General features: G+C 61.2%; 20 protein-coding genes. 8 read left to right on the top strand and 12 right to left on the bottom strand.

Features of this window, described 5'->3' with window-relative positions:
- Window positions 1–11: 11 nt before the first annotated feature.
- Window positions 12–1,310: a histidine-type phosphatase gene (locus G3N59_RS16790; protein ID WP_205983748.1), complete on the top strand. Its 1,299-nt coding sequence runs from the start codon at window positions 12–14 to the stop codon at window positions 1,308–1,310.
- Window positions 1,311–1,317: 7 nt separating this feature from the next.
- Here the strand turns inward: G3N59_RS16790 and G3N59_RS16795 are convergent, their stop codons facing one another.
- Window positions 1,318–2,202, bottom strand: a complete 885-nt coding sequence (locus G3N59_RS16795) for a LysR family transcriptional regulator (protein ID WP_205983749.1) — start codon at window positions 2,200–2,202, stop codon at window positions 1,318–1,320.
- Window positions 2,203–2,328: 126 nt separating this feature from the next.
- Between G3N59_RS16795 and argC the strand changes: the two genes are divergently transcribed.
- Both argC and G3N59_RS16805 read left to right on the top strand, forming a co-directional pair.
- Window positions 2,329–3,255, top strand: coding sequence for an N-acetyl-gamma-glutamyl-phosphate reductase (gene argC, locus G3N59_RS16800; RefSeq protein WP_205983750.1), 927 nt, complete (start codon window positions 2,329–2,331; stop codon window positions 3,253–3,255).
- A gap of 197 nt (window positions 3,256–3,452) precedes the next feature.
- Window positions 3,453–4,136: a class I SAM-dependent methyltransferase gene (locus G3N59_RS16805; RefSeq protein WP_205983751.1), complete on the top strand. Its 684-nt coding sequence runs from the start codon at window positions 3,453–3,455 to the stop codon at window positions 4,134–4,136.
- 60 nt (window positions 4,137–4,196) lie between these two features.
- Here G3N59_RS16805 and G3N59_RS16810 read toward each other — a convergent pair whose 3' ends face one another.
- Complete coding sequence (locus G3N59_RS16810; protein WP_205983752.1) at window positions 4,197–5,153, bottom strand: LysR family transcriptional regulator; 957 nt, start codon at window positions 5,151–5,153, stop codon at window positions 4,197–4,199.
- 156 nt (window positions 5,154–5,309) lie between these two features.
- Here G3N59_RS16810 and G3N59_RS16815 point away from each other — a divergent pair, with 156 nt between their 5' ends.
- Together G3N59_RS16815 and G3N59_RS16820 are read left to right on the top strand one after the other, a co-directional pair.
- Window positions 5,310–5,870, top strand: coding sequence for a flavodoxin family protein (locus G3N59_RS16815; RefSeq protein ID WP_205983753.1), 561 nt, complete (start codon window positions 5,310–5,312; stop codon window positions 5,868–5,870).
- Complete coding sequence (locus G3N59_RS16820; RefSeq protein ID WP_205983754.1) at window positions 5,867–6,166, top strand: superoxide dismutase; 300 nt, start codon at window positions 5,867–5,869, stop codon at window positions 6,164–6,166. The genes G3N59_RS16815 and G3N59_RS16820 overlap by 4 nt, the downstream gene beginning before the upstream one ends.
- 26 nt (window positions 6,167–6,192) lie before the next feature.
- Here G3N59_RS16820 and G3N59_RS16825 read toward each other — a convergent pair whose 3' ends face one another.
- Window positions 6,193–6,747: a lipocalin family protein gene (locus tag G3N59_RS16825; protein ID WP_205983755.1), complete on the bottom strand. Its 555-nt coding sequence runs from the start codon at window positions 6,745–6,747 to the stop codon at window positions 6,193–6,195.
- A gap of 17 nt (window positions 6,748–6,764) precedes the next feature.
- Between G3N59_RS16825 and G3N59_RS16830 the strand changes: the two genes are divergently transcribed.
- A complete protein-coding gene (locus G3N59_RS16830) occupies window positions 6,765–7,448 on the top strand; it encodes an ATP-binding cassette domain-containing protein (RefSeq protein ID WP_346777896.1) in 684 nt (227 codons plus the stop codon).
- 71 nt (window positions 7,449–7,519) lie between these two features.
- Here the strand turns inward: G3N59_RS16830 and G3N59_RS16835 are convergent, their stop codons facing one another.
- The 3 genes from G3N59_RS16835 to G3N59_RS16845 all read right to left on the bottom strand — a co-directional run bounded on the left by G3N59_RS16835 (window position 7,520) and on the right by G3N59_RS16845 (window position 10,180).
- Window positions 7,520–8,236: a pentapeptide repeat-containing protein gene (locus tag G3N59_RS16835; protein ID WP_205983756.1), complete on the bottom strand. Its 717-nt coding sequence runs from the start codon at window positions 8,234–8,236 to the stop codon at window positions 7,520–7,522.
- A gap of 217 nt (window positions 8,237–8,453) precedes the next feature.
- Complete coding sequence (locus G3N59_RS16840; protein ID WP_205983757.1) at window positions 8,454–9,161, bottom strand: hypothetical protein; 708 nt, start codon at window positions 9,159–9,161, stop codon at window positions 8,454–8,456.
- Window positions 9,162–9,301: 140 nt separating this feature from the next.
- Entirely contained in the window at window positions 9,302–10,180 is an 879-nt protein-coding gene (locus G3N59_RS16845; RefSeq protein WP_205983758.1) for a LysR family transcriptional regulator, read from the bottom strand.
- 120 nt (window positions 10,181–10,300) lie between these two features.
- Between G3N59_RS16845 and G3N59_RS16850 the strand changes: the two genes are divergently transcribed.
- Complete coding sequence (locus G3N59_RS16850; RefSeq protein ID WP_205983759.1) at window positions 10,301–11,374, top strand: alkene reductase; 1,074 nt, start codon at window positions 10,301–10,303, stop codon at window positions 11,372–11,374.
- 111 nt (window positions 11,375–11,485) lie between these two features.
- Here the strand turns inward: G3N59_RS16850 and G3N59_RS16855 are convergent, their stop codons facing one another.
- From G3N59_RS16855 to G3N59_RS16875, 5 genes are all read right to left on the bottom strand, one after another.
- Window positions 11,486–11,875 (bottom strand): DUF4148 domain-containing protein, encoded by a 390-nt coding sequence (locus G3N59_RS16855; protein WP_205983760.1) that lies wholly within the window; start codon window positions 11,873–11,875, stop codon window positions 11,486–11,488.
- 243 nt (window positions 11,876–12,118) lie between these two features.
- The gene (locus G3N59_RS16860; protein WP_205983761.1) at window positions 12,119–13,270 is read right to left on the bottom strand and encodes a porin; all 1,152 of its coding nucleotides are present in this window, start codon (window positions 13,268–13,270) and stop codon (window positions 12,119–12,121) included.
- Between the two features lie 609 nt (window positions 13,271–13,879).
- Window positions 13,880–15,586, bottom strand: coding sequence for a site-specific integrase (locus tag G3N59_RS16865; RefSeq protein WP_205983762.1), 1,707 nt, complete (start codon window positions 15,584–15,586; stop codon window positions 13,880–13,882).
- An 80-nt stretch (window positions 15,587–15,666) separates the two neighbouring features.
- The gene (locus G3N59_RS16870) at window positions 15,667–17,292 is read right to left on the bottom strand and encodes a winged helix-turn-helix domain-containing protein (RefSeq protein WP_205983763.1); all 1,626 of its coding nucleotides are present in this window, start codon (window positions 17,290–17,292) and stop codon (window positions 15,667–15,669) included.
- Window positions 17,289–18,239 carry a PhzF family phenazine biosynthesis protein gene (locus tag G3N59_RS16875; protein WP_205983764.1) on the bottom strand — a complete coding sequence of 317 codons (951 nt, stop codon included), beginning with the start codon at window positions 18,237–18,239 and terminating at the stop codon, window positions 17,289–17,291. Before G3N59_RS16875 ends, G3N59_RS16870 begins: the two co-directional genes overlap by 4 nt.
- Window positions 18,240–18,485: 246 nt before the next feature.
- Between G3N59_RS16875 and G3N59_RS16880 the strand changes: the two genes are divergently transcribed.
- A complete protein-coding gene (locus tag G3N59_RS16880; RefSeq protein WP_205983765.1) occupies window positions 18,486–19,361 on the top strand; it encodes an AraC family transcriptional regulator in 876 nt (291 codons plus the stop codon).
- Window positions 19,362–19,399: 38 nt separating this feature from the next.
- Here G3N59_RS16880 and G3N59_RS16885 read toward each other — a convergent pair whose 3' ends face one another.
- A complete protein-coding gene (locus tag G3N59_RS16885; RefSeq protein WP_205983766.1) occupies window positions 19,400–19,759 on the bottom strand; it encodes a hypothetical protein in 360 nt (119 codons plus the stop codon).
- Window positions 19,760–19,922 lie beyond the last annotated feature (163 nt).

A 19,922-nucleotide genomic window follows, 5' to 3' on the forward strand; every position in this document is an offset into this window, starting at 1 on the left:
GGTCAAATCCGATGAAACCTGTTCGCAACGTTGCGACGCGCGCGGCGTGCATGGCGGGCGTCGCGCTGGCGATGATGTGCGGCGCGGCGCATGCCGATGCACTGCGAGCGCACGCACAGGCCGCGCGCGCAGACGAAGCCGCGCCCGCAGGCATGCATCTCGATCGCGCGGTGATCGTGATGCGGCATGGTGTACGCGCGGCGACCGATACGCGCAAGATGAATGCATCGTCGGCGCAGCCTTGGCCCGCATTCGAAGTGCCCGATGGCGAACTCACGCCGCACGGTTATCGCGCGATCGTCGAGTTGGGGCGCTGGGAGCGCGAGTATTTCGTGCATCAAGGGCTGCTCGATCGCGAAACCTGCGCGAGCGCGCATGACGTGTTCGTCTGGTCGAGTCCCGCATCGCGCACGCAGGCTACGGCGCGCGCGTGGCTCGACGGTGTGCTGCCGCGTTGCGGCGTCACGGCCGGGCATGCGCTGGAGAATCAGGACACGCTCTTTCACGCCGATGAAGCCGACGCGAACGAGCCGGACCCCGGCGACGCACAGGAAGCGCAGGCCGCGATGCTGGCGGCCATGGGCTCGCCGCAGGCCGCAAGCCGTCGTTATGCCGCCGATGTCGCGGCGCTCGCTAACGTGGTGGGCGCGCCGCGCGAATGCGTCGAGCAGAAGGGCGCGGCGCATTGCGGGCTCTACGCCGCGCCCTGGGGCGTGAAGATCGTGGGCAACTCGGCGAAATTGACGGGACCGGCGACGGTTGGCGCGGCGATGAGTGAAACCATCCGCATGCAATACGCCGATGGCTGGCCGCTCGATCGCATCGCCTTCGGCCATGTGCACAGTAGCGCCGATGTGATCCGCCTGATGGGTTTGCGCAGCGCGAAATACGCTTATACGAATCACGTGCCGTTGATTGCGCGTCGTGGCGGCGTGCCTTTGCTTGGCCGTGTCACGCGGGCATTGAACGAGGAAGATCGCGGCGAAAGCGATGCGCGTCTGCTCGTGCTCGTGGGGCACGATACGAATATCGCGCAGTTGCGTACGTTGCTGGGATTCGACTGGAAGCTCGGCGAGTATCGCGTCAACGATGCGGTGCCGGGAGGCACCTTGCTGTTCGAGCGATTCGTGCGCGAGCGTGACGGCGCAGCGTTCGTGCGCGTTTCGTATATTGCGCAGAGTCTCGATCAGATGCGTGACGTTGCGCGCCTGCAAGGCCGCAATGGTCCGTTGAAAGCCGTGCTGCGCGATGATAAAGGTCGCTCGCTCATGCCGATCGAAGAGTTCGACGCCCGCATCAAGGGCATGTGACAGACGCCTACGCCAGGCGCAGATCCCACAACACGTCCAGTACGTGTTGCGTGGATCGCTCGACGTACCCCGCACGATACGCAATACCTAACCTGCGCCACAGCGCCGGGCGCAACGGGCGCATGACGATGCGCGGGTCAGGTAACGGCGTAGCGGCCTCGTGAGGCAACAACGTCGCGCCGTAACCTGCCGCGACCAGACTCTTGATCGCGTCGTTGTAGTTCAACTGAATGCGCGGCGACGGATGGTGCCCGGCAGCCGCGAACCACTCCGCAGTCAGACGCGAGAGGCGCGTGGTCGCGTCATTGAGAATGAGCGGCTGGGCGGCGATCCATTCGGGCGTCACGCGAGCCGGACAGCGCCAATGCGCCGGCACGAAGGCCATCACAGGGTCCTTGCGCCACGGCTTGATGACGAGGCCCGCCACCGGCGTTTGAGGCAGCGCGACCAGCCCGATGTCCAGCGTGCCGTCCGCAAGCCTCGACAGGGTTTCCTGCGAAGTCAGCACAGCAATCTGAATGTCGATGGCGGGATGGTGCTCGCGCAGGACTTCGAGCGCCTGCGGCAGCAGGTGCGCGATCACCCCCGTGGATGCACCCAGACGCGCACGCCCTTCGAGCCCTTCCACCTGGCGTTGAATATCGTCCAGTGCCTGTTCTGCATCGGCCAGCAGCCGGCGCGCGCGCTCCACGAGCAGTGCGCCTGTCGACGTCGGCCCTACGTGCCCGCGCTTGCGTAGCAGGAGCGGCGCGCCAATGCGTTCTTCGAGTTCGGCGATGTGGAGGCTGACCGTAGGCGGCGCCAGGTGCAATGCACGTGCTGCATCGGCAAATGAAGCACGGTCGGCAACGGCGACCAGCGTACGCAGGCGGTCCAGGCTGATTTCTCGCATGTCGGCGTCCAGATTCAGAAAAGCTGAATGATTTCGTTATGAAATTCAACTTTCCCTATTCTAGCCGTCCGCGCAACATAGGGTCTCGTTTTACCTGCCAACCCACCGTTAGCGAGTCATTCTCCTATGAGTGCACCCATCGTTTTCATCGACGGCGATCAAGGCACCACCGGGCTGCAAATCCATGACCGGTTGCGCAACCGTACCGATATCAGCCTGTTCACGCTTGCCGCTGGGGAGCGCAAAGACGCGCGTCGTCGTGCAGAGGCTATCAATGCCTGCGATATCGCCATCCTGTGTTTGCCGGATGCCGCCGCGCGCGAGGCGGTGGGTGCTATCGTCAATCCTGCCGTGCGGGTGATCGACGCAAGCTCGGCTCACCGCACGCAATCTGGCTGGACTTATGGCTTTCCGGAAATGGCGCCGGAGCAGGCTGCGCTGATTGCGAACGCCAGCCGCGTCACCAATCCGGGCTGCTATCCGACCGGTGCGGTTGGCCTGTTGCGTCCGTTGGCGCAGGCAGGACTCATACCGGGCAATTACCCGATCAGTATTCATGCGGTATCCGGCTATTCCGGACGCGGGCGTGCCGGCGTGGAGGAACACGAAGGGGCGGGTGCAGACCGTGCGCCGATGTACCAGGTCTATGGGCTGGAACTCGCGCACAAGCACACGCCGGAGATCCAGCAGCACGCTGGCCTTGCACAGCGGCCCATTTTTGTTCCTGCATACGGGGCGTTCCGGCAGGGCATCGTGCTGACGGTGCCGCTGGTGCTGGAACTACTGGCTCCGGGCGTCGATGGCGCCACGGTACACGCATGTCTCGCACGTCACTATGCCGGTTCAACTCACGTGCGAGTCTTGCCGATGCCCGAATCGGGCGCCGTAAAACACCTCGATCCTCAAGTGCTGAATGGTACGAATGACATGCAGTTAAGCGTGTTTCATGATGCGGAGCACGGGCATGTGCTGCTGTCGGCGGTATTCGATAATCTTGGCAAAGGCGCATCCGGCGCTGCGGTTCAGAATCTGGATCTCATGCTCGCGCGGTAATAGCGGCCGATCGAAAAATCTATCCGTGCATTCGTCCAAGGCCGTATAGCTGGCGTTTTAATCGGTTAGCTTGTCGTTTTTGAATGTTTTTTCGATGCTAGCCTTCATGTCAGTCTGGCGAATCTGGATGCTTTGCAGCGTCGCCGATGCGGCGGGCCGGGTGGCAGCATATCGCCCCAACCACGAGGCGCATAACGATGGAGCAGCCTTTCGATTCCGGGCGGCAGTTGGACACGCAGCCCGGCAGCGCGGTGTATTCGTCCTTCGTGCTGAAACTCTACGACGCATGGGTGCTGGCGATTTCCAACCGCTGGGCGTGGCGGTGCAGCACCCGACGCGTGCTGCTGCCGTTTTACCGGCAACGCGTGGGCAAGCGCCATCTGGAGGTGGGAGTGGGGTCGGGCTTCTATCCGGCCCATGCAAAGTTCAGTGCCGACCAGCAGGTCACGTTGCTCGACCTCAACGAGCACAGCCTCGCGGCGACCGCGCGCCGGCTCGACTCTCGCCATGTCACGCAAGTGGTGGGCGACATCATGCAGCCGCTGCCGATGCTTGCGGGGTATCGCTTCGACTCGATTGCGCTGTTCTATCTGCTGCATTGCCTGCCCGGCACGATGGACGGGAAGGCACGCGTGTTCGCGCATCTGAAGTCTCACCTTGCGCCAGACGGTGTGCTGTTCGGTGCGACGGTGCTTGGCGATTCGGCCGGGCACAACGCATTCGGGCGAGCGCTTGTGCGTATCTACAATCGCAAAGGTATCTTCGATAACAGGTGCGATACTTTGGCTTCCTTACGTTCAGCGCTCAGCCATCATTTCGCCGATGTCTCGGTCGATCAGAAGGGTGCAGTGGCGCTATTCGTTGCGCGCGCACCGTTGTGACGTGTCAAGCCGATCAGTAGATGTCGATGGCGCCGCAAATGCGGCAGCCGTTCAAACACGCTATACGGCGTAAGCGTCCAGAGCATTCATCGGCACATGCAGTTTGCGATCTGCTTCAAGCGCTTCGAGCAGATGTTTTACGGTGACTTGCACGCGTGGCGCCACGAGTGCCCGATGTGGGTACTGCATCACCATCTCGTGTGATCCGGATTGGTGAAATTGATGAAGTACGATCTTCAACGAGCCGGCGCGCAAATGCTCCAAGGCAAGATGAACGCCGACTTCAGCAATTCCCACGCTATCGCATGCGGCCTGTACGAGGGATTCCGGCGCCGATAGCGTAAGCAGCGCCTTGCCCGCAGGGTCCAGGGTTGTAATGCTTGCGTCCTCGCCCTTGAAATTCCATGGCACAACGTGACCGCTCAGGAATCGCCGCGCAATGAGACGATGCGCTATTAACGCATCCGGCGTTTGTGGCGCACCATGCTTCGCGAGATATTCGGGAGACGCCACCAGCACGGTATTCAGGCGGCAAACCGGTCGGGTCACAAGCGCGGAATCAGGGATATTGCCGCCTCTGACTGCGATGTCGTAGCCGTCCCGGACGATATCGACGACCCGATCATCGAAGTCGACCTCGACCGACAGGCCGGGATAGCGGGCCAGCAAAGCGGGGAGCGCCGGGAGCACGTGGTCTTGCCCAAAGGCGGAGCTTGTCGAAATACGAACTCGTCCGGCTGGCACCGCGCGCTGCGCGGCAATCGTATCGACTGCAGCATCGAGTGCTTCGAGCGCAACGCGCGCCTGGCGCAGGAACGCCTCGCCTTCTTCGGTTAGCTTGAGCGTGCGGGTTGTGCGATTCATCAATCGCACGCCCAATGCTTTTTCGAGGCCAGCCACATTCTTGCTCACCGCCGCCGACGTCACTCCCAGCAGTCTGCCGGCGGCCGCAAAACTTCCTGCGTCCACCGCTTGAACCAGCGAAATGATGGCTCGAACGCGCTGTGAAGAATCCACACTTTTCTCCGGAACGGTAGTCCAGCATGCCTTGCTGTATGGGCAGATTCTAAACTTTTGGTTGAGAGTGGTTCAACACAGTCATAACTTCCCGTAACGATTGAGGATGGCGACAATGCGAAGCGTTGTCCCTGACCCCAACCGTGCGAGACATTCATGCTTATCACCATCCTTTATGACAGCGGCTACGGCCATACCGCAAAGCAGGCTGAAGCCGTTGCAAACGGCGTGCGGCGCGTGCCCGGCGCAGAAGCACAATTGATCGCCGTTGCGGACGGCGATACGCCCTGGGAAAAGCTGGCTGCGAGCGACGCCATCATCTTCGGCTCGCCGACTTATAACGGCACCATCAGCGCGAGGCTCAAAAAGGTGATGGAGGATTCGACGCGGCCAGCGTGGCTGCCTCAGTCGTGGCGCAACAAAATCGCCGCGGGCTTCACCAATTCGGGAGCCATGCACGGCGACAAGCTGAATTCGCTCGTGACCATGACCTTGTTTGCCGCTCAGCACGGCATGATCTGGGTCGGTCTGGACATCTTCCCGGGCAAATCGCCTGAAGAGAAAAATCGGGTCGGCGGTTGGCTCGGCGCAATGGCGCAATCGAATGACGAATCGCCGGAAGTCACGCCCATCAAGAGCGATCTGGATACGGCCGCCTATCTTGGCCAGCGTGTCGCTGAAGTGACCGGGCAGTTCAAGGCAGGAGCCGCACGATGAAATTGCTCTGCCTCGATATACCGCTGTCCGGCGCCAGTCCGCAAACCTACCAACCTCATCTCCTCGACGAGATACGCCATGGCTGGCAACTCTATAAGTCTGGCTTTGTGCGTGACATCTACTTTCGCCAGGATCGCGCGGGCGTCGCCATCATTGCGGAAAGCGATTCAGTCGAGACCGCAAGACAGGCTCTCGCCACGTTTCCGCTTGCCCAAGTCGGCCTTATCGATTGGGAGATTATTCCGCTCGGCCCGTTTGTGGGCTGGGAGTCGCTTTTTGCGTCTCGTGACGCTTGATTGACACGGCGTCGCGTATCGGTTCGCTAATCCGCCGCTTGCTTCGTGACTCTGACGAGCGACCAATCGTAGCCAAGCGCTTTTACGCGCTCACGCAAACCGTCGAGCATGTGCGGTGACGGTTGCGCTGCGCGGGTCAACACCCACAGATAGCGCCCGGACGGCTCGCCCACGATCGACCAGTCGTAGTCGTCGCCGTGATCGAGAATCCAGTAATCGCCGTAAAACGGCCCGAAAAACGACACCTTGAGTTTGGCGTTCGTCGCCGGGTCGACAACCCGGGCTTTTCCCGTCGATTGGCGGAAACTGGACTTGCCGGCTTCACGGCCGCGATTGACGACCTTGACCGTACCGTCGTCATTGAGCGAATACTCCGCTGTGACCTCGTCCATATCTTTTTCGAACGAGGCTTCATAGCGGAATTGCTCGTACCAGCGGCCCATGTATTTCGTCAGATCGACTGGCCTGGCAGGCTGCGGCACGGCGCGATTGCCGACCGGGCCAGGGCGTGGAATATACGCACATGCGCCGAGCACAATGGCGACGGCGGCGAATGCCGGGATGAGTTTTTTCTTTCGCATGGCGGCGGTCTTCCGGTATGAGTTTCAGCGAGTGGGAGCGTTGCGAGTGGAGCAAACTGCGGGCCCGCGTTGTTTTTATCGCTCGCCACGGCAGGTATCATGTCGCCCACGATCCCAAGTTGAACTCATTCCCCATGCTCCGTTTCGAAAACATCAGCAAGCGCTTCGGCAAGCACGTCCTGTTTGAAGGGCTGCATTTCACTACCGGCGCGGGATGCGTGGCGCTCTGCGATGAAACCGGCTCGGGCAAATCCATTTTGCTCGGCATTCTGGCTGGGGAAATCGACGCCGATAAAGGCGAGGTATGGCTGGGCGGGCATTCGCTGCGCAGCGCGCCGATCGAGGCAAAATCCGCGCTCGCCTATATCCCGGACGACTGCATGGCCTATTCCGGCCTGACCGGCCGCACGTATCTGGACCACGTGGCGGCCAGCAGAAATACCGTCGTCGGGGCGCAAACGCTCGATCTCGCGCATCGATTCGGGCTTGCGCCGCATCTGGAGAAACAGTTCGAGCAGATGTCTTTCGGCACGCGCAAGAAGTTCTTCCTGACGGCGACCACGGTGGGCGCGCCCGCTGCGATCATCGCCGATGATCCAGCGGGCTCGACGTGCCCGCGCGTGCCGTGCTGGCCGATCTGTTCAAACAGTTGGCCGTGGACCGCGCGGTCTTTTTCTCGAGTTCCGATCCCGCGCTGGTAGAAGCCTGCCAGGCGCGGACGATCGATTTTGCGGAGCTTGGGTACGCCGCATAAGCACGCGGGCGGGGTGCCTTACTGCACGCGCACGCCGCAATCGCCGATCAGCGTCACGGCCTGCTCGACGGACAGGATCGTGCCTTTGAGATGCTGCATGACGTCGGCCAGACGCAAGCCGCTTAGATCGACGGAACGCAGATCGGCGCCATCGAAACGGCTATTGCGCAGCAATGCATTTCGCAGACTGCCGCCTTCGAATACGGCATCGCGGAAATCGCAATCGGAAAGATCGGCGTCGGAGAAATTCAGGCCTTCGAGCGTTTGTTTCCGAAATGAAAGCCCACGCAGGTCGGCGCCAATCAGCAGCGAATCGTGAAAGCTCAAGCCCAGCGTGCGGGCATCGACAAGGCGCGCGCCAGTGAGTTTGACGCCGGTAAAAACGGCCGAGGCGAGTTTTGCGGCCTTCCAGTCGGTATTGTTCAGATCGCTCTGGACAAAGCGGGCTTCGGTCAGATTGGCAAAACGGAAACTCGCCGATGCGCATTTGCACGCAAGCCAGCGGCTTCTTGCAAGTTCGGCGTGTTCGAGTAGGGCGTTTTCGAAGTTGCAGCGCGTAAAACGGGCCGCACGAAAGTCGAAATTGGAAAAGTCTTCGCCGCTGAACGTGCACTGTTCGAACGTGGGTTCGTCGCCGCATTCGCGCAGAATGCGGCCCAGATCGTCGCGATCGAGGGTTATTTCGCTGAAATGCGGCGTTTCTGCGGTGGACGGTTCCTGGGGGTTGCTGCGCATCGGGGCTGACTCCTCGTTGCGAGGGGCGCGCAGCATCGTGTCCACAGCGCGTCCCCTCTACCTGGTCAAAGTAAAGGTTGACGCCGCGGCGTAATAAGAACCCAACAACCAGGCTGGGCGCAGGAGATACCAACCTGCCACTCTATTTTCGGCGGAGAGGATTTTATCGTCCCCGCCCTCGGGCGCACAAGTGCCCGTATTTTCGTGGGGTTGTTGTTTACAGTTGCGCGACCCAATGCGCGAGTTGCGCCTCGCCGTCTTTATCGAGTTTGCCTTTGAGCGCGCCGTACCACGTGGCGATGGCCTCGCGCGACTGGCTGCCGCGCAGGATCGGCAGGCTTTTTTCCAGAAACATGCCGAAGGCCGGCACGCCGCGCAGGTAGAGGAAGGTGTCGTCGGTGATGCTGAGGATGGCGTAGGCGTCGCGCATCCACGTGATGTGCGGTAATGCTTCGACCAGATAGCCGCGCTGGACCAGTGCGGAAAGAAAGTTCGTGCGTGCCGTGACGTCCGATTGCTCGCGCGTTTCGTGATTGATCTGCGAGGATTTGATGAGCCACGCTTCGCCGCGCTCCACTTCACCGCACATCACCGACAAGCTCGCAAGCTGCACCGCGTTGTGCGCCGTCGGCTCCAGTTCGAAGAGTGCGAGCCAGTGCTGGAATGATTCGGGGTAGCGGTCCGTCTGCGAATAACTCATTGCACAAAGGCGGCTTGCGTCTGCGAGCCGGCCTGCGTACGGTGTGGCGGCGGCGATGGCTTTGTCGTAGCGGCCGGCTTTGAAGGCTTCGAGCGCCGGTTTGAGTTCGGGCGCGATGTCGTCGGCGGCGTCTTCCTGCGCGGTGTCTTTCTTTGTATTTGCGCGCGTGGTGTCGTTCGATTCGGCGCTGGACTTCTTGCCGAATAGCTTGCTCAACAGGCTCATCGTGTTCCTTGTCGGATCATGTCGGGAAGGTTGGGTGGGAAGAAGTCTGCATCATTCTGTAGCGGCTGAAAACCTTCGATGCGATATGCATTAGAAAAGGCCGGATTGGTTGCATGCACAACTTGCTGCACGCATTGTGTTTATCGCCTCGCCAGCCGCTCCTGCAAAAACTCAATGAATCGCTGCGTTTTTGCCGGCAGCAGACGCGTTTCCGTCATCGCATAGATTGGCGTTGCCGTGCCATACCACGCCGGTAAAACAGGGCGCAACGTGCCATTCGCCAGATCATCCTCGACCACTTCGCGGGGCACCAGAACGATGCCGCGATCGACATTCGCGAGACTGCGAATCATGCCGACGCTATTGAGCACAAATCGCCCATTCACAGGCACCGTCACCGATCGCTTTCCGTCACGCAACGTCCACGCCGAGGTTTTAAGAATCGCCAGGCACTGATGTCGAGCGAGATCGGCGGGCTTTTCTGGCACACCGGCTCGCGCAAGATAACCCGGCGACGCATAAAGAAACGGCGTAAGCGACGCCAGCGGCCGCGCAATCAATTGCGAACTTTCGGATTCGCCAATACGGATCGCCACGTCGAAAGGCTCGCTGACCAGATCGACTCGCCGTGGCGTGAGATCGAGATCGAACTGGATGCCAGGATAAAGATCGGCGAACTCCGCAATCAGCGGCGCCAGATATGTCACCGCAAAATCCACCGGCAGCGACACGCGCAATGTCCCGCTGGGCTGCGCCAGCATCTCGCCGAGTTGCGCATGAGCGAGACGCGCCTCGTCGACAATCCGCTTACAGCGCTCGAAATAGAGTTGCCCGGCTTCGGTCAATTCGATCTTGCGGGTCGTGCGATGCAAGAGCCGCAGGCCAATGGTTTTTTCCAGCGCGCTGATACGCCGCGAAAGGGTCGAATTCGGAATACCCACGGTTTCCGCAGCGTGGCGAAAGCCTTTCGCCTTGACCACCTCGACAAACAGGGCCATGTCATTCAGGTAGTCGTCCATTTTCATTGCTCCATTAGTGGATCAATGATATCCGTTTTGCCGTCTTTATCTTCCCTGTGAGGCAGACGATGATGTCTCTCACGCAAGCGCGCTTGCATTGATCCTTTGGAGAATCTCATCGTGAAGACACTGTTCGAATCCGTTCGCGTTGGTCGCTACACGCTGCAAAATCGCCTCGTCATGGCGCCGATGACGCGCTCGCGCGCCCAGTTCGATGGCACGCCCGGCGAACTTGCCCAGGCGTATTACGCACAGCGCGCGAGCGTTGGCCTGATTGTCACGGAAGGCACGCAGCCGTCGGCCGACGGCCAGGGGTATCTGTCGACGCCCGGCATTTACACGGACGCGCACGTCGCGGGCTGGAAGACGATTGCAGATGCGGTGCACGGCCAGGGCGGCCGGCTGTTCATTCAACTGATGCACGCGGGGCGCATGTCGCATCCCGACAATACGCCGCATCATCGCGCGGGCGTTGCGCCTTCCGCGATTGCGCCGGGCACGGGCATGTTCACGGCGAAGGGCATGCAGGATATTCCGGTGCCGCGCGCGCTTTCTACCGAAGAGGTCCGCCAGACCGTGCGCGATTTTGCTTTCGCGGCGCGTCGCGTGATTGAAGCGGGTGCCGATGGCGTCGAAATTCACGGTGCGAATGCGTATCTGATCCAGCAATTCCTGGCGTCAAGTGCGAATACGCGCGACGACGAATACGGCGGTTCGATCGAGAATCGTGCGCGATTTGCGATTGAAGTGGCAACGGCAATTGCGCGCGAAATTGGCGCCGATCGCACTGCGATCCGTCTTTCGCCGAGCACGACGCTGTGGGGTATCGACGAAGGCGAGCAGGGGCCGGCGCTGTATCGCTATCTGGTGGCGGAGCTGGACAAATTGGGGCTGGCGTATCTGCACATCGCGCATCAGGGCAATGAAGCACTGCTGGCGGAAATTCGCGAGCGCTGGACCGGCACGCTGATATTGAACCGCGCAGGACGCCCGCGCGAACAGGTGGGTGCCGATGCCGCTGCGGGCATCGCCGATCTCGAAGCCTACGGCACGATGGTGCTGGCGAACCCGGATTTTGTCGAACGCATCAAGACGAACGCACCGATGAACGAGGCGCGTCGCGAAGGCTTCTTTGGCGGGACCGCGCAGTTTTACACGGATTATCCGACGTTGAACGAAGCGGTAGTCGGTTAAACGGCTCGTTTATATTGGCCGCGTTTATCCGCCAACGCCGTGAGCGAACGTATGCTTCGCGGCGTTGGCTGGCACCTGTTATTTCGGCGCTTTTACCGTGAGCGGAGTGAATCAATTGCCGAAATAAGTCGGCTTCATACCTGGCGTGCCGGTATGCGCCGGTTGAGCAGGACCGCCCGATGCATTCGAGCCCGGCATCACACCGCCGTAACCACTACCGGCTTGTGGCGTGTATTCGCCGCTCGAAACTTCACGTATTTGCTCGCGGCCCACGCGCGCTTCCGCTGCCTGAGTTTCGCGCGGATACGAAGCCTGTTCGCGCGCCGACGTGTCGTAGCCCGAATGCTCGAGGCGCATCTGATCCTGCTTGACCTGAGCGCGCGTCAGCGCGTCGTTACCTGCGAGACCCGGCTCGACGATGGGCGTCTGGGCCTGCGCGAGCGCGGCGAGCGGAATGGCAAACAGCGCCGCGACGGCGGCTACGTGCTTGAGTGTCTTCATCAACGTTCTCCCATGAGGTGGTGAAGGTCAGTCTTTCAAGCGCATGTGCCGTGCCGCGCGCGCTGCGAACGTCGATAAAAATCTGGGGAAAGAGTCGATGCGCGCGCACCGAAACGGGAATCGACCCGTATGACGCCATTGAAACGCAAATGAAAAAAACGCCCGCAGCACCGGAGTGCTACGGGCGTTTTCAGGCGAATCGCCGACGGCCCTGTTGCAGCCGTCGTGGTTTCGCCGCTTCGATTAGAAGCGGTGGCGCAGGCCCAGGTTCACGAGCGTCTGCGAGCCCGTGCCGTTGTAGCCGTACGAGCCGATCGATGCTTGAGCCGACGTCACGAGGCCCGTCGATTCGTCACGCGTCGTGCCGCTTGCGTGCTGGTAAGCCGCCGTCATGTAGACGTCCGTGCGCTTCGACAGGTTGTAGTCGCCGCCCAGCGAGAACTGGTGGTAGTTAGCCGACGTGTCGCCGCTTGCGTGCGTGTAGCTGTAGCCAGCGCCAACCAGCAGTGCCGGGGTCGCCTGGTAGGCGAGGAAGCCTTGCGCCGTGTTGTACTTCTGCTTGCTGTCGAACGACGAATTTGCGTCAGCCGCGTATTGCGCGTTGCTGTAGCCCAGACCGAAGATGAACTGGCCAGCCGTGTACTGAGCCGCGATACGTGCGATCTGCAGCGAGTGTGCCGTTTCGTAGCCGTTGTTGATCGCGCTGTCGAACGTGCCACCCGAGGTGCTCGTCCACGTGGTGCGATCGCCGTTGCTGTTGGCTGCGTAGTAGTAACCAGCGGCGACTGCCAGCGGGCCGTTGTTGTACGCGAGTGCTGCCGAGTACGATTGCTCCGAACCCGTCGAACCAGCCACGCCGCCGAGCGAGTACATGACTTCTGCCTGCAGGCCACGGTAGACCGGCGATGCGTACTTGATTGCGTTGTTCACGCGGAAGCTGTTGTCGTAGTTGTCGACGTCGCCAGCCGTTGCGAACACCGAGCCGAAGTAGTTGTCGGCGGTGATGCCTTGAATCAGGTCGACCAGCGGGTCGTACTGACGGCCCAGCGTCAGCGTACCGTACTGTTCGCTTGCCAGACCGACGAATGCCTGACGGCCGAACATCAGGCTCGAGCCCGATGCGCCGGTGGACGGGTTAAAACCGTTTTCGAGGGCGAAAATTGCCTTCAGACCACCGCCCAGATCTTCCGAGCCCTTCACGCCCCAGCGCGAACCGGACAGGTTACCGGCGCTGCTGTTGCCCAGCGCCCAGAGGTTCTTGCTGCCGTCTGCGTGGCTGACGTAGGTGAGCGACGTGTCGATCACGCCGTAGAGCGTGACGCTCGATTGAGCGTGAGCTGCGCTGGCGATGCCGAATGCGGCGAACGCGGCGAGAGTAAGGGCGCGTGATTTCATCTGTAACTCCGTTTTGTTGTGGAACTGCATTGATGCAAGGCCTGAAGGCTATAGTGCGCATCGATATCCGCGCAAGACTCAATAAAAAAACCGTAGCAAAATTGTGACAGACGTTATTAATGCCAATACATACGCGCAGGTTTGTTGCGTGCGCAATTTGATTTATTAAATCAAGGACTTGAGGCGCGAAATAGCCGTGCAATCAGGCTTTATTACACGCTGGGAAGATTTAAGATTGAAAGGCATCAACTGACGGGGTGAACAGCCGTGCTGGGCGTGGCTCGCGAGGCGGAGCACGTGAAGAATCAGCAGGAAATCGCCGAAAGACCGCAAAATCGCGGCGAATGAGCGCAATAAAAAAAAGCCCCGCTGCAAGAGCGGGGCTATCAAGCGTGGATAACTGTCTGAAACACAAACAGTTGAGCGCATTGTATGGCAAGCATCTGGACGCATAAATTCACTTTCCGCAATAAACTACTGACGAAATTGCGGTGGTGAACGCGTGATATCTATGCGTGCCGTCCAATATGAATTCATTATGACGATTTATTACGGCGTCTTATTGTGCTCTGGTCGCGCGTTCAATGCAGCTTTAAATCGTTGGATCAATCAGTCGCGCGAGCCGAATGCATCCGCTATCTGGCGGGCGCGTTTGACTTCATCGCTATGCAGATAGATCGAAGTCGTGGATACCGAGGCGTGCCGCAGGTTATCGCGCACCGTGGTCAATTCGGCGCCGCGTCCCAGCGCGTGGGTGGCATGCGTGTGGCGCATCCAGTGCGGACTCGCGCGGCGCAGTTTTTCGGCGAGCGGCGCGTGATCGGCTTCGATTGAACGGGCGGCCAGCACGAAGAAGCGGCGCATCACCATCCACAGGCGCACGCTGCTGATCGCGTCGCGGCTGTCTGCTTCCAGGCTGCCGATCACGGGCGTATCCGGGTGCCAATGCCGTTGCGTGACGGGCAGGGCGCGTTCGGCCAGATAGCGCGCGAGCGCATTCCACGCGAGCGGCGGCAGGGCCACGCGGGCGTGCTTTCTACCTTTGCCGGTCACGCGCAGCCAGTGATCGCCGCGTGGATCGGTTTCGATCTGACCGAGCGTCGCGCCGACGATTTCGCTGGCGCGCAGCCCCGTCGCGTAGCCGAAATCCAGCAGGAAGCGCAGCCGCTGCGCAGCCGGCGCGGACCAACCCGACGACCATTCGAGACCATCCGCGATCGTGCGCGTGAGCGCCCATTCGCCCTCGGTAAAGGCGTGCGAAGTGTCCAGCACGTTGGCGTTGCCCGCATCGCGCACTTTCACGCCCGCAAACGGATTGGCCAGCACATAGCGTTGCTCGATCAGCCAGCGAAATAACGCGCCGAGTATCGTCAACGCGTGTGCCACCGAGCGCGCGGACAGGCTGCCATTGAACGGACGCCAGTCGGGCGACGTACGCGGACGCACCGGGCCGATCCAGCGCGCGTGCGGCGAAGGGTGGCGCAAAAACGCGCGATAGGCGATGGCGTCTTCGGTCGTGAGCGAAGAGAGCGCGCGGCCGCGCTCGACGATGGCCCAGAGAATCAGCCGCTCGGCTTCCTTTTTATAAGTGCGTTGCGTGGCCGGCGCTTCGTGCAGCGCGAGCCAGGTTCGCACGGCTTCGTAATCGTTATTGGCATCGAGCGCGCAGGTGGCACGCGGCGCCCGGAACTTGCCCTCCGTGCCATCGACTTCATGCGGCAGTTTGATGCTCTCCCACGGCACGATGTTGCTGCGCTGGGTCGCGACCAGAAGCGCGCGGGCCTTTTCCGTGAGCGCCGGCCACGCGGCGAAGAACGCTTCGATTGCGCGGGCGCTGGCGGCGCCCAGGCCCGGAATGACTTTCCACCACTGGCGGCGGCGCGGAACCCGGACGGTGAGATCGGCCAGTGTGCTGATGCCGTAGGCCTGCAGCACACGCACGGCGCGCGGGGCGAACCACTGGGCGATATCGTCGGCGATTTGCGGTTCGGGCGATTGAACGGTGCGTAGCGCGTCGATGGCCTGCGCCGCGGCTTTGGCGTGCTGTGCGCGCTCGTCGGCGGGATGGTCGAGCAAGGTCGCCAGATCGTCGCGATGCGCGCTTCGCGCGATGGCGACCAGCCTGCGCCGGATGCGTCCCAGCACGCCGCGTGCGGATTTTCCGCCGCCCAGCGCCGAAGGGAGGTAGCGCTCGACAGCCGCACGCACGGCGAGGCCCGCGTACCACGCGCGCAGCACGGCGAGTTCGTCGGCATCGGGAAAGCCGGGCGGTTCGACGCTGGCGGCGGCAGGCGGGGGAAGAAGACGCGCTTTCATGGAATCGAAGTTTACTCGATCGATGTGCGTCTTAGGATAAGCGTGCGGTTGTCGTTGGAGCCGGACGCGAGCGTAGCCCGCTAACCGATTCGTGTAGCTTGGCGAGATTCATTCGACGGAATCCGACCCGACTGGAGAACGAGTCCAATCCAACGCGCGCTACGCGTATTCAACAGCGAGTAGCACGTGCTGCGCCGTGCGCGATAAATGATTCTTGATGAGCCGTGCAGATAGCGAAGATGCCGGGCCGCGACGCGCCGCAAAAACGCCCCGTCTTCGCGCAGCCTTTCCATGGCATAGGACCGAGCCGATTCGCCCAGGCGGTAAATGGCGATAGCGCCTCGAAACTCCACCGCGAGCAACGATTTGGCCACTAACTCATCGAGTGCGGCGATTACGCCGGTGACTGGCGCGCCCGGTTCTGCGCCTACCGAAATGAGCGCTTCGAATGTGAATGCGCCAGTAAAAAGCGCTAGATTGCGGAGCAATACGCGCGCACTGACGCCAAGCAACGCATAACTCCAGTCAAAGCTTGCGCGCAGGGATTGATGGCGCAGCGGAGCCGATCGCAAGCCGCCTTTCAGCAGATTAAGCCGATCGTCGAACGGTTCGCACAGCATCAAGGCGACGCCCTCGACACCCAGTACCGCAACTCGCGCCGCAGCTAACTCGATGGCAAGCGGCAGACCATCGAGACGCCGGCAAATATCGGCCGCGCGCCGGATGCTTGCCTCGCTATTGATGCTATCTGGCGCGTAGTGGCCGGCGCGTTGCAGAAAAAGCTCGACCGCGCCGTGCGCAATCATTGTCTGCGTGCTCGTGTTTTCACAGGGCAGCGCGAGTGGCTCGATACGAAGCACCTTTTCCGTGCGAATCGCAAGCGGCTCGCGGCTCGTGATCAGAATGCGCAAATCGCGAATGGTCGACAGCGATTCCAGTAGTGCAGCTACGGGTTCGATAATCTGCTCGACGTTATCGAGTACAAGCACGGTGGGTGCGCCGCATCGGTGCAGGGTTTCGCGAATCTGCAAAAGCAGGCTTGATTCCTCTGCGTTGGAATCTACGTTGAGGTCCGGGCTGATCCCGCACGCGATTGCGATTGCTGTGATTACCTCTTCGCGGGTCCGTGCCAAAGCAAGTTCCACGAAACTCACGTTTGCTCCGCGTTCGCGAATTGCGTGAGCCACGTGAATCGCGAGCGAGGTCTTGCCGATGCCGCCTTCGCCAGCCAGCGTCAACACCGAACCTGCTTCTAGCTGTGTCAGTTGCGACAGAATGCGCGCGCATACTTCGTCGCGGCCAATCAACGGTCCGGCGCGGACCGGCAGCGCAGGCGATGCAACGCGCGGGCTCGCGGCTCCTTCGTCATGGACATGCTTAAGAAGCCGATAGCCGCGCCCGGAAACCGTCTTGATTAGATCGCGATCGTCGCCGAGTGCTTTACGTAGCGCCACAATATGCACCTGAAGGCGATTCTCCTCGACGATTTGTCTGGGCCAGACGGCATCGATAATGTCGTTCTTCGAGACCACCGCACCATCGGCGCGAAACAGCACGCCGAGGATGTCGAAAGCGGGCGCGGCAATGCGCAAGACGCGGCCTTCCCGGCGTAACTCACGCTGATCGAAATTAACCAGTAAGCCGCCGATTCTGACCGCGGCCATATCTGCAACCCGCTGTGGCAGCGGCTTTTCGATTGAGATCATGACGGCGCTCCGGCGCCCGCCTCGTATCGAACCGGGCCGCCGATCCAGCAGCCGTCCGGTATCGCAGAGCCGTTATCGTCCTTGAAACTGAAACGCACGGAGATCTGTGACGGGCGCTTCATCGCATAGCCCTGGCGGATGGTAATCGTCCGCGTGCTCGCTTCTACGAGGCCGTTGGCGAGCAGGCCGAACGACAGCGCGGAGGCCGCGATGCCTGTGGCCGCGTCTTCGGGATAGCCCGATGCGCGAGGAAACTGCCTTGCATCGAAGATCTGCTGGCGGGCATCGACCGTCGCGTAGGGGTAAAGCCCCGTCGAGCCGATCCGCTCGCACAGCGGGCCGATTTTGTCGAAGCGAGGCTCAAGCGTATTGAGAATGGCAGCGCTGGCAAGCGGAACCAACGTCTTGACGCGGCTGGTGCAGGCGTTCTGGATGGGCAGCGGCGCGAGTTGCGTGTCGTCGATGCCGAGCGCGTCGAGAATCTCGTCACGGCTGATTTGCGGCTGCGGTAATGGCTCGATGCGGCCTGCTGGCTGCGAAATCTCGACCGATGCATCATCCGTCGAAAACCCGGCGATGCGGGCCTCCACACGGCCGCTGCTGGTGTGGATCGTCAGCCTGTCGCTGTCAAGGCGTCCGGTTTTGTGCAGAAGCCAGACGGCGCCGACCGTCGCGTGTCCGCACATCGACATCTCGTGATTGGGCACCCAGAAGCGGAATTCGAAATCGCAACCGGAACCGGCTGGTGCCGGCAGCACGAAACCGCTTTCGTGGCCGTATCGCTGTGCGACTGCCTGCATTTGCGCGTCGGACATGCCGGCGGCGTCGAGCACGATAGGGGCTGGGTTGCCGCCGTTGTTATCGGCGGAAAACACGCTGACAAGTTCGATCGTAGGGCGTAGCGACACGGCGGACTGTGCCTCGGCTGGCAGAGTAGGTTTTTTCATCCCGTCAGGTTACGGGGAGTGCCGGGCCGCCGTGTGTGCATACGGGCCCATTCATTTGATCGAACGGGCCATGGCCGCGCGAGCTGCGAATACATCTGATTGCGGGCCAGCAGCGGTGCGCCGTGAAAGATCTTTGGCGCTTTCGCCGTTGTGTCGCGGGTCGTGTGCTAGTGTCTTGTTACTGTTTCTTACTTTGTCGCAGGGCGTCCATGCTCACGACACACTCCACTATTTCAACGTCTTTCGATGCTGCGCTCGTTCCAACAAGTATGCCGACCGGCCAACAAGGATCTGCTGGTTGCCGCCGATGATGGCTACGCAACGCTCACCGGCGGCGGCAGCTACGCGACGCCGTGGCATTGGCACGATTGCCTGATGTTCATGCTCCCCACGCATGGCGCGGTCGAGGTCCAGCATGAGGACCAGCGCACGGGTGTCTGGTTGTCGCAGGAGCGCTTCGCGGTCATCCCGGCAGGACGCGCGCATCAGACCCAGGCCGCGTGTGCGCCTCACGGGCACGTCGCGCTCTACGTCACCGATGAAGCGCTGCGCAAGCTCGATAGCAGTGTGGGTTCGCTCGAAGAATTCCGTCGCCGCACGCGTACGCCTGTGCTGATCCACAGATCGGCGGCGATCCGCACGTTGCAGGATCTCTCGTTGCGCAACGAAGGGGCGAGCTACGGGCTTGCCGCGACACGACAGGCATTGGCGTCGGCCTTGCTGATGCAGTGCATTGGAGAGGTCATCGCAGGGCAGACGGCTTCGGCGAACTCGCCCGGCGAACACGGCATGGCGCTGGCGGCGGACCTGGAAGCCTTCATCACCGCGCACGCCGATCAGGACATTCCGCTCGACGCGCTCGCCGCACGGTTCAGAATCTCCCGCCGTCACATTACGCGGCTCTTTCGCGAGCGTACGGGCTTGTCGATCGGCGAGTTCCAGCAACGCGCGCGCTACCGGAATGCCTGCCAGTTGCTGGTGGAAACGGATCTGCCGATCGGCGAAGTGGCGTTTCGCGTGGGCTTCGCAAGCGGCGCGGCGCTCGCGCATGCTATGCGCCGCATGGGAAACCATTCGCCCTCGGAGTTGCGTGCTGCCGCTGCACGGTCGGTCAAGCGCTGACTCACTGACGCTTTTTGTCGGCCTGTGATCGTGCAGCATTACGCTGCCGACGCGCGCCAGGCGGTTGCGTATTTTTCAACGATGACGACGCCATCACGCGCGGCGAGTTGACGCCCGGACGGACAGAAAAATTCTATATGCCGATGTTCCCTTCGCCGGATGCGTCTGTCGATTTCAGCGTGCCGTTTGCGAGTCGCGATGGTGTCACCATCAAGCCGCCGTATAGCCGCGTCGACGTGTATATCGACGCGGCGACGAAAATCGAACGCATGGATACCCGGCACGGGTTCTTCGAGCGTTTTTGATGATTGGTCGTTCAGCCCGCGCAATGCGGGCTTTTTCTTATGTGGGCTAAATGCTACGTTGTTATTCAGATTGCATTGGAACGCATCGGACAAATCTTAAAGTTCGTGCACCTTAACAAGGATTGACGCTTTTCTTTTGGGACCGCCGCAAGAATCGCAGGATAACTTTCTGCGGGGCTGGTTCGATGAATTGTTGTTACAGGTTGGTCTATAGTCGCTCGCGCAACATGCTCGTTGCCGTGGAGGAAACGGCAAG

The organism is Paraburkholderia sp. Ac-20340, assembly GCF_017104965.1.
Taxonomy (GTDB): Bacteria; Pseudomonadota; Gammaproteobacteria; order Burkholderiales; family Burkholderiaceae; genus Paraburkholderia.

Coding starts and splice junctions, on each gene's coding strand:
- G3N59_RS16840 (WP_205983757.1), bottom strand. CDS start 9,161: ATGAGCCTGTTGAGCAAGCTATTCGGCAAGAAGTCCAGCGCCGAATCG.
- G3N59_RS16795 (WP_205983749.1), bottom strand. CDS start 2,202: ATGCGAGAAATCAGCCTGGACCGCCTGCGTACGCTGGTCGCCGTTGCC.
- argC (WP_205983750.1), top strand. CDS start 2,329: ATGAGTGCACCCATCGTTTTCATCGACGGCGATCAAGGCACCACCGGG.
- G3N59_RS16855 (WP_205983760.1), bottom strand. CDS start 11,875: ATGAAGACACTCAAGCACGTAGCCGCCGTCGCGGCGCTGTTTGCCATT.
- G3N59_RS16860 (WP_205983761.1), bottom strand. CDS start 13,270: ATGAAATCACGCGCCCTTACTCTCGCCGCGTTCGCCGCATTCGGCATC.
- G3N59_RS16880 (WP_205983765.1), top strand. CDS start 18,486: ATGCTGCGCTCGTTCCAACAAGTATGCCGACCGGCCAACAAGGATCTG.
- G3N59_RS16790 (WP_205983748.1), top strand. CDS start 12: ATGAAACCTGTTCGCAACGTTGCGACGCGCGCGGCGTGCATGGCGGGC.
- G3N59_RS16825 (WP_205983755.1), bottom strand. CDS start 6,747: ATGCGAAAGAAAAAACTCATCCCGGCATTCGCCGCCGTCGCCATTGTG.
- G3N59_RS16870 (WP_205983763.1), bottom strand. CDS start 17,292: ATGATCTCAATCGAAAAGCCGCTGCCACAGCGGGTTGCAGATATGGCC.
- G3N59_RS16835 (WP_205983756.1), bottom strand. CDS start 8,236: ATGCGCAGCAACCCCCAGGAACCGTCCACCGCAGAAACGCCGCATTTC.
- G3N59_RS16820 (WP_205983754.1), top strand. CDS start 5,867: ATGAAATTGCTCTGCCTCGATATACCGCTGTCCGGCGCCAGTCCGCAA.
- G3N59_RS16875 (WP_205983764.1), bottom strand. CDS start 18,239: ATGAAAAAACCTACTCTGCCAGCCGAGGCACAGTCCGCCGTGTCGCTA.
- G3N59_RS16865 (WP_205983762.1), bottom strand. CDS start 15,586: ATGAAAGCGCGTCTTCTTCCCCCGCCTGCCGCCGCCAGCGTCGAACCG.
- G3N59_RS16815 (WP_205983753.1), top strand. CDS start 5,310: ATGCTTATCACCATCCTTTATGACAGCGGCTACGGCCATACCGCAAAG.
- G3N59_RS16830 (WP_346777896.1), top strand. CDS start 6,765: ATGAGTTTCAGCGAGTGGGAGCGTTGCGAGTGGAGCAAACTGCGGGCC.
- G3N59_RS16845 (WP_205983758.1), bottom strand. CDS start 10,180: ATGGACGACTACCTGAATGACATGGCCCTGTTTGTCGAGGTGGTCAAG.
- G3N59_RS16805 (WP_205983751.1), top strand. CDS start 3,453: ATGGAGCAGCCTTTCGATTCCGGGCGGCAGTTGGACACGCAGCCCGGC.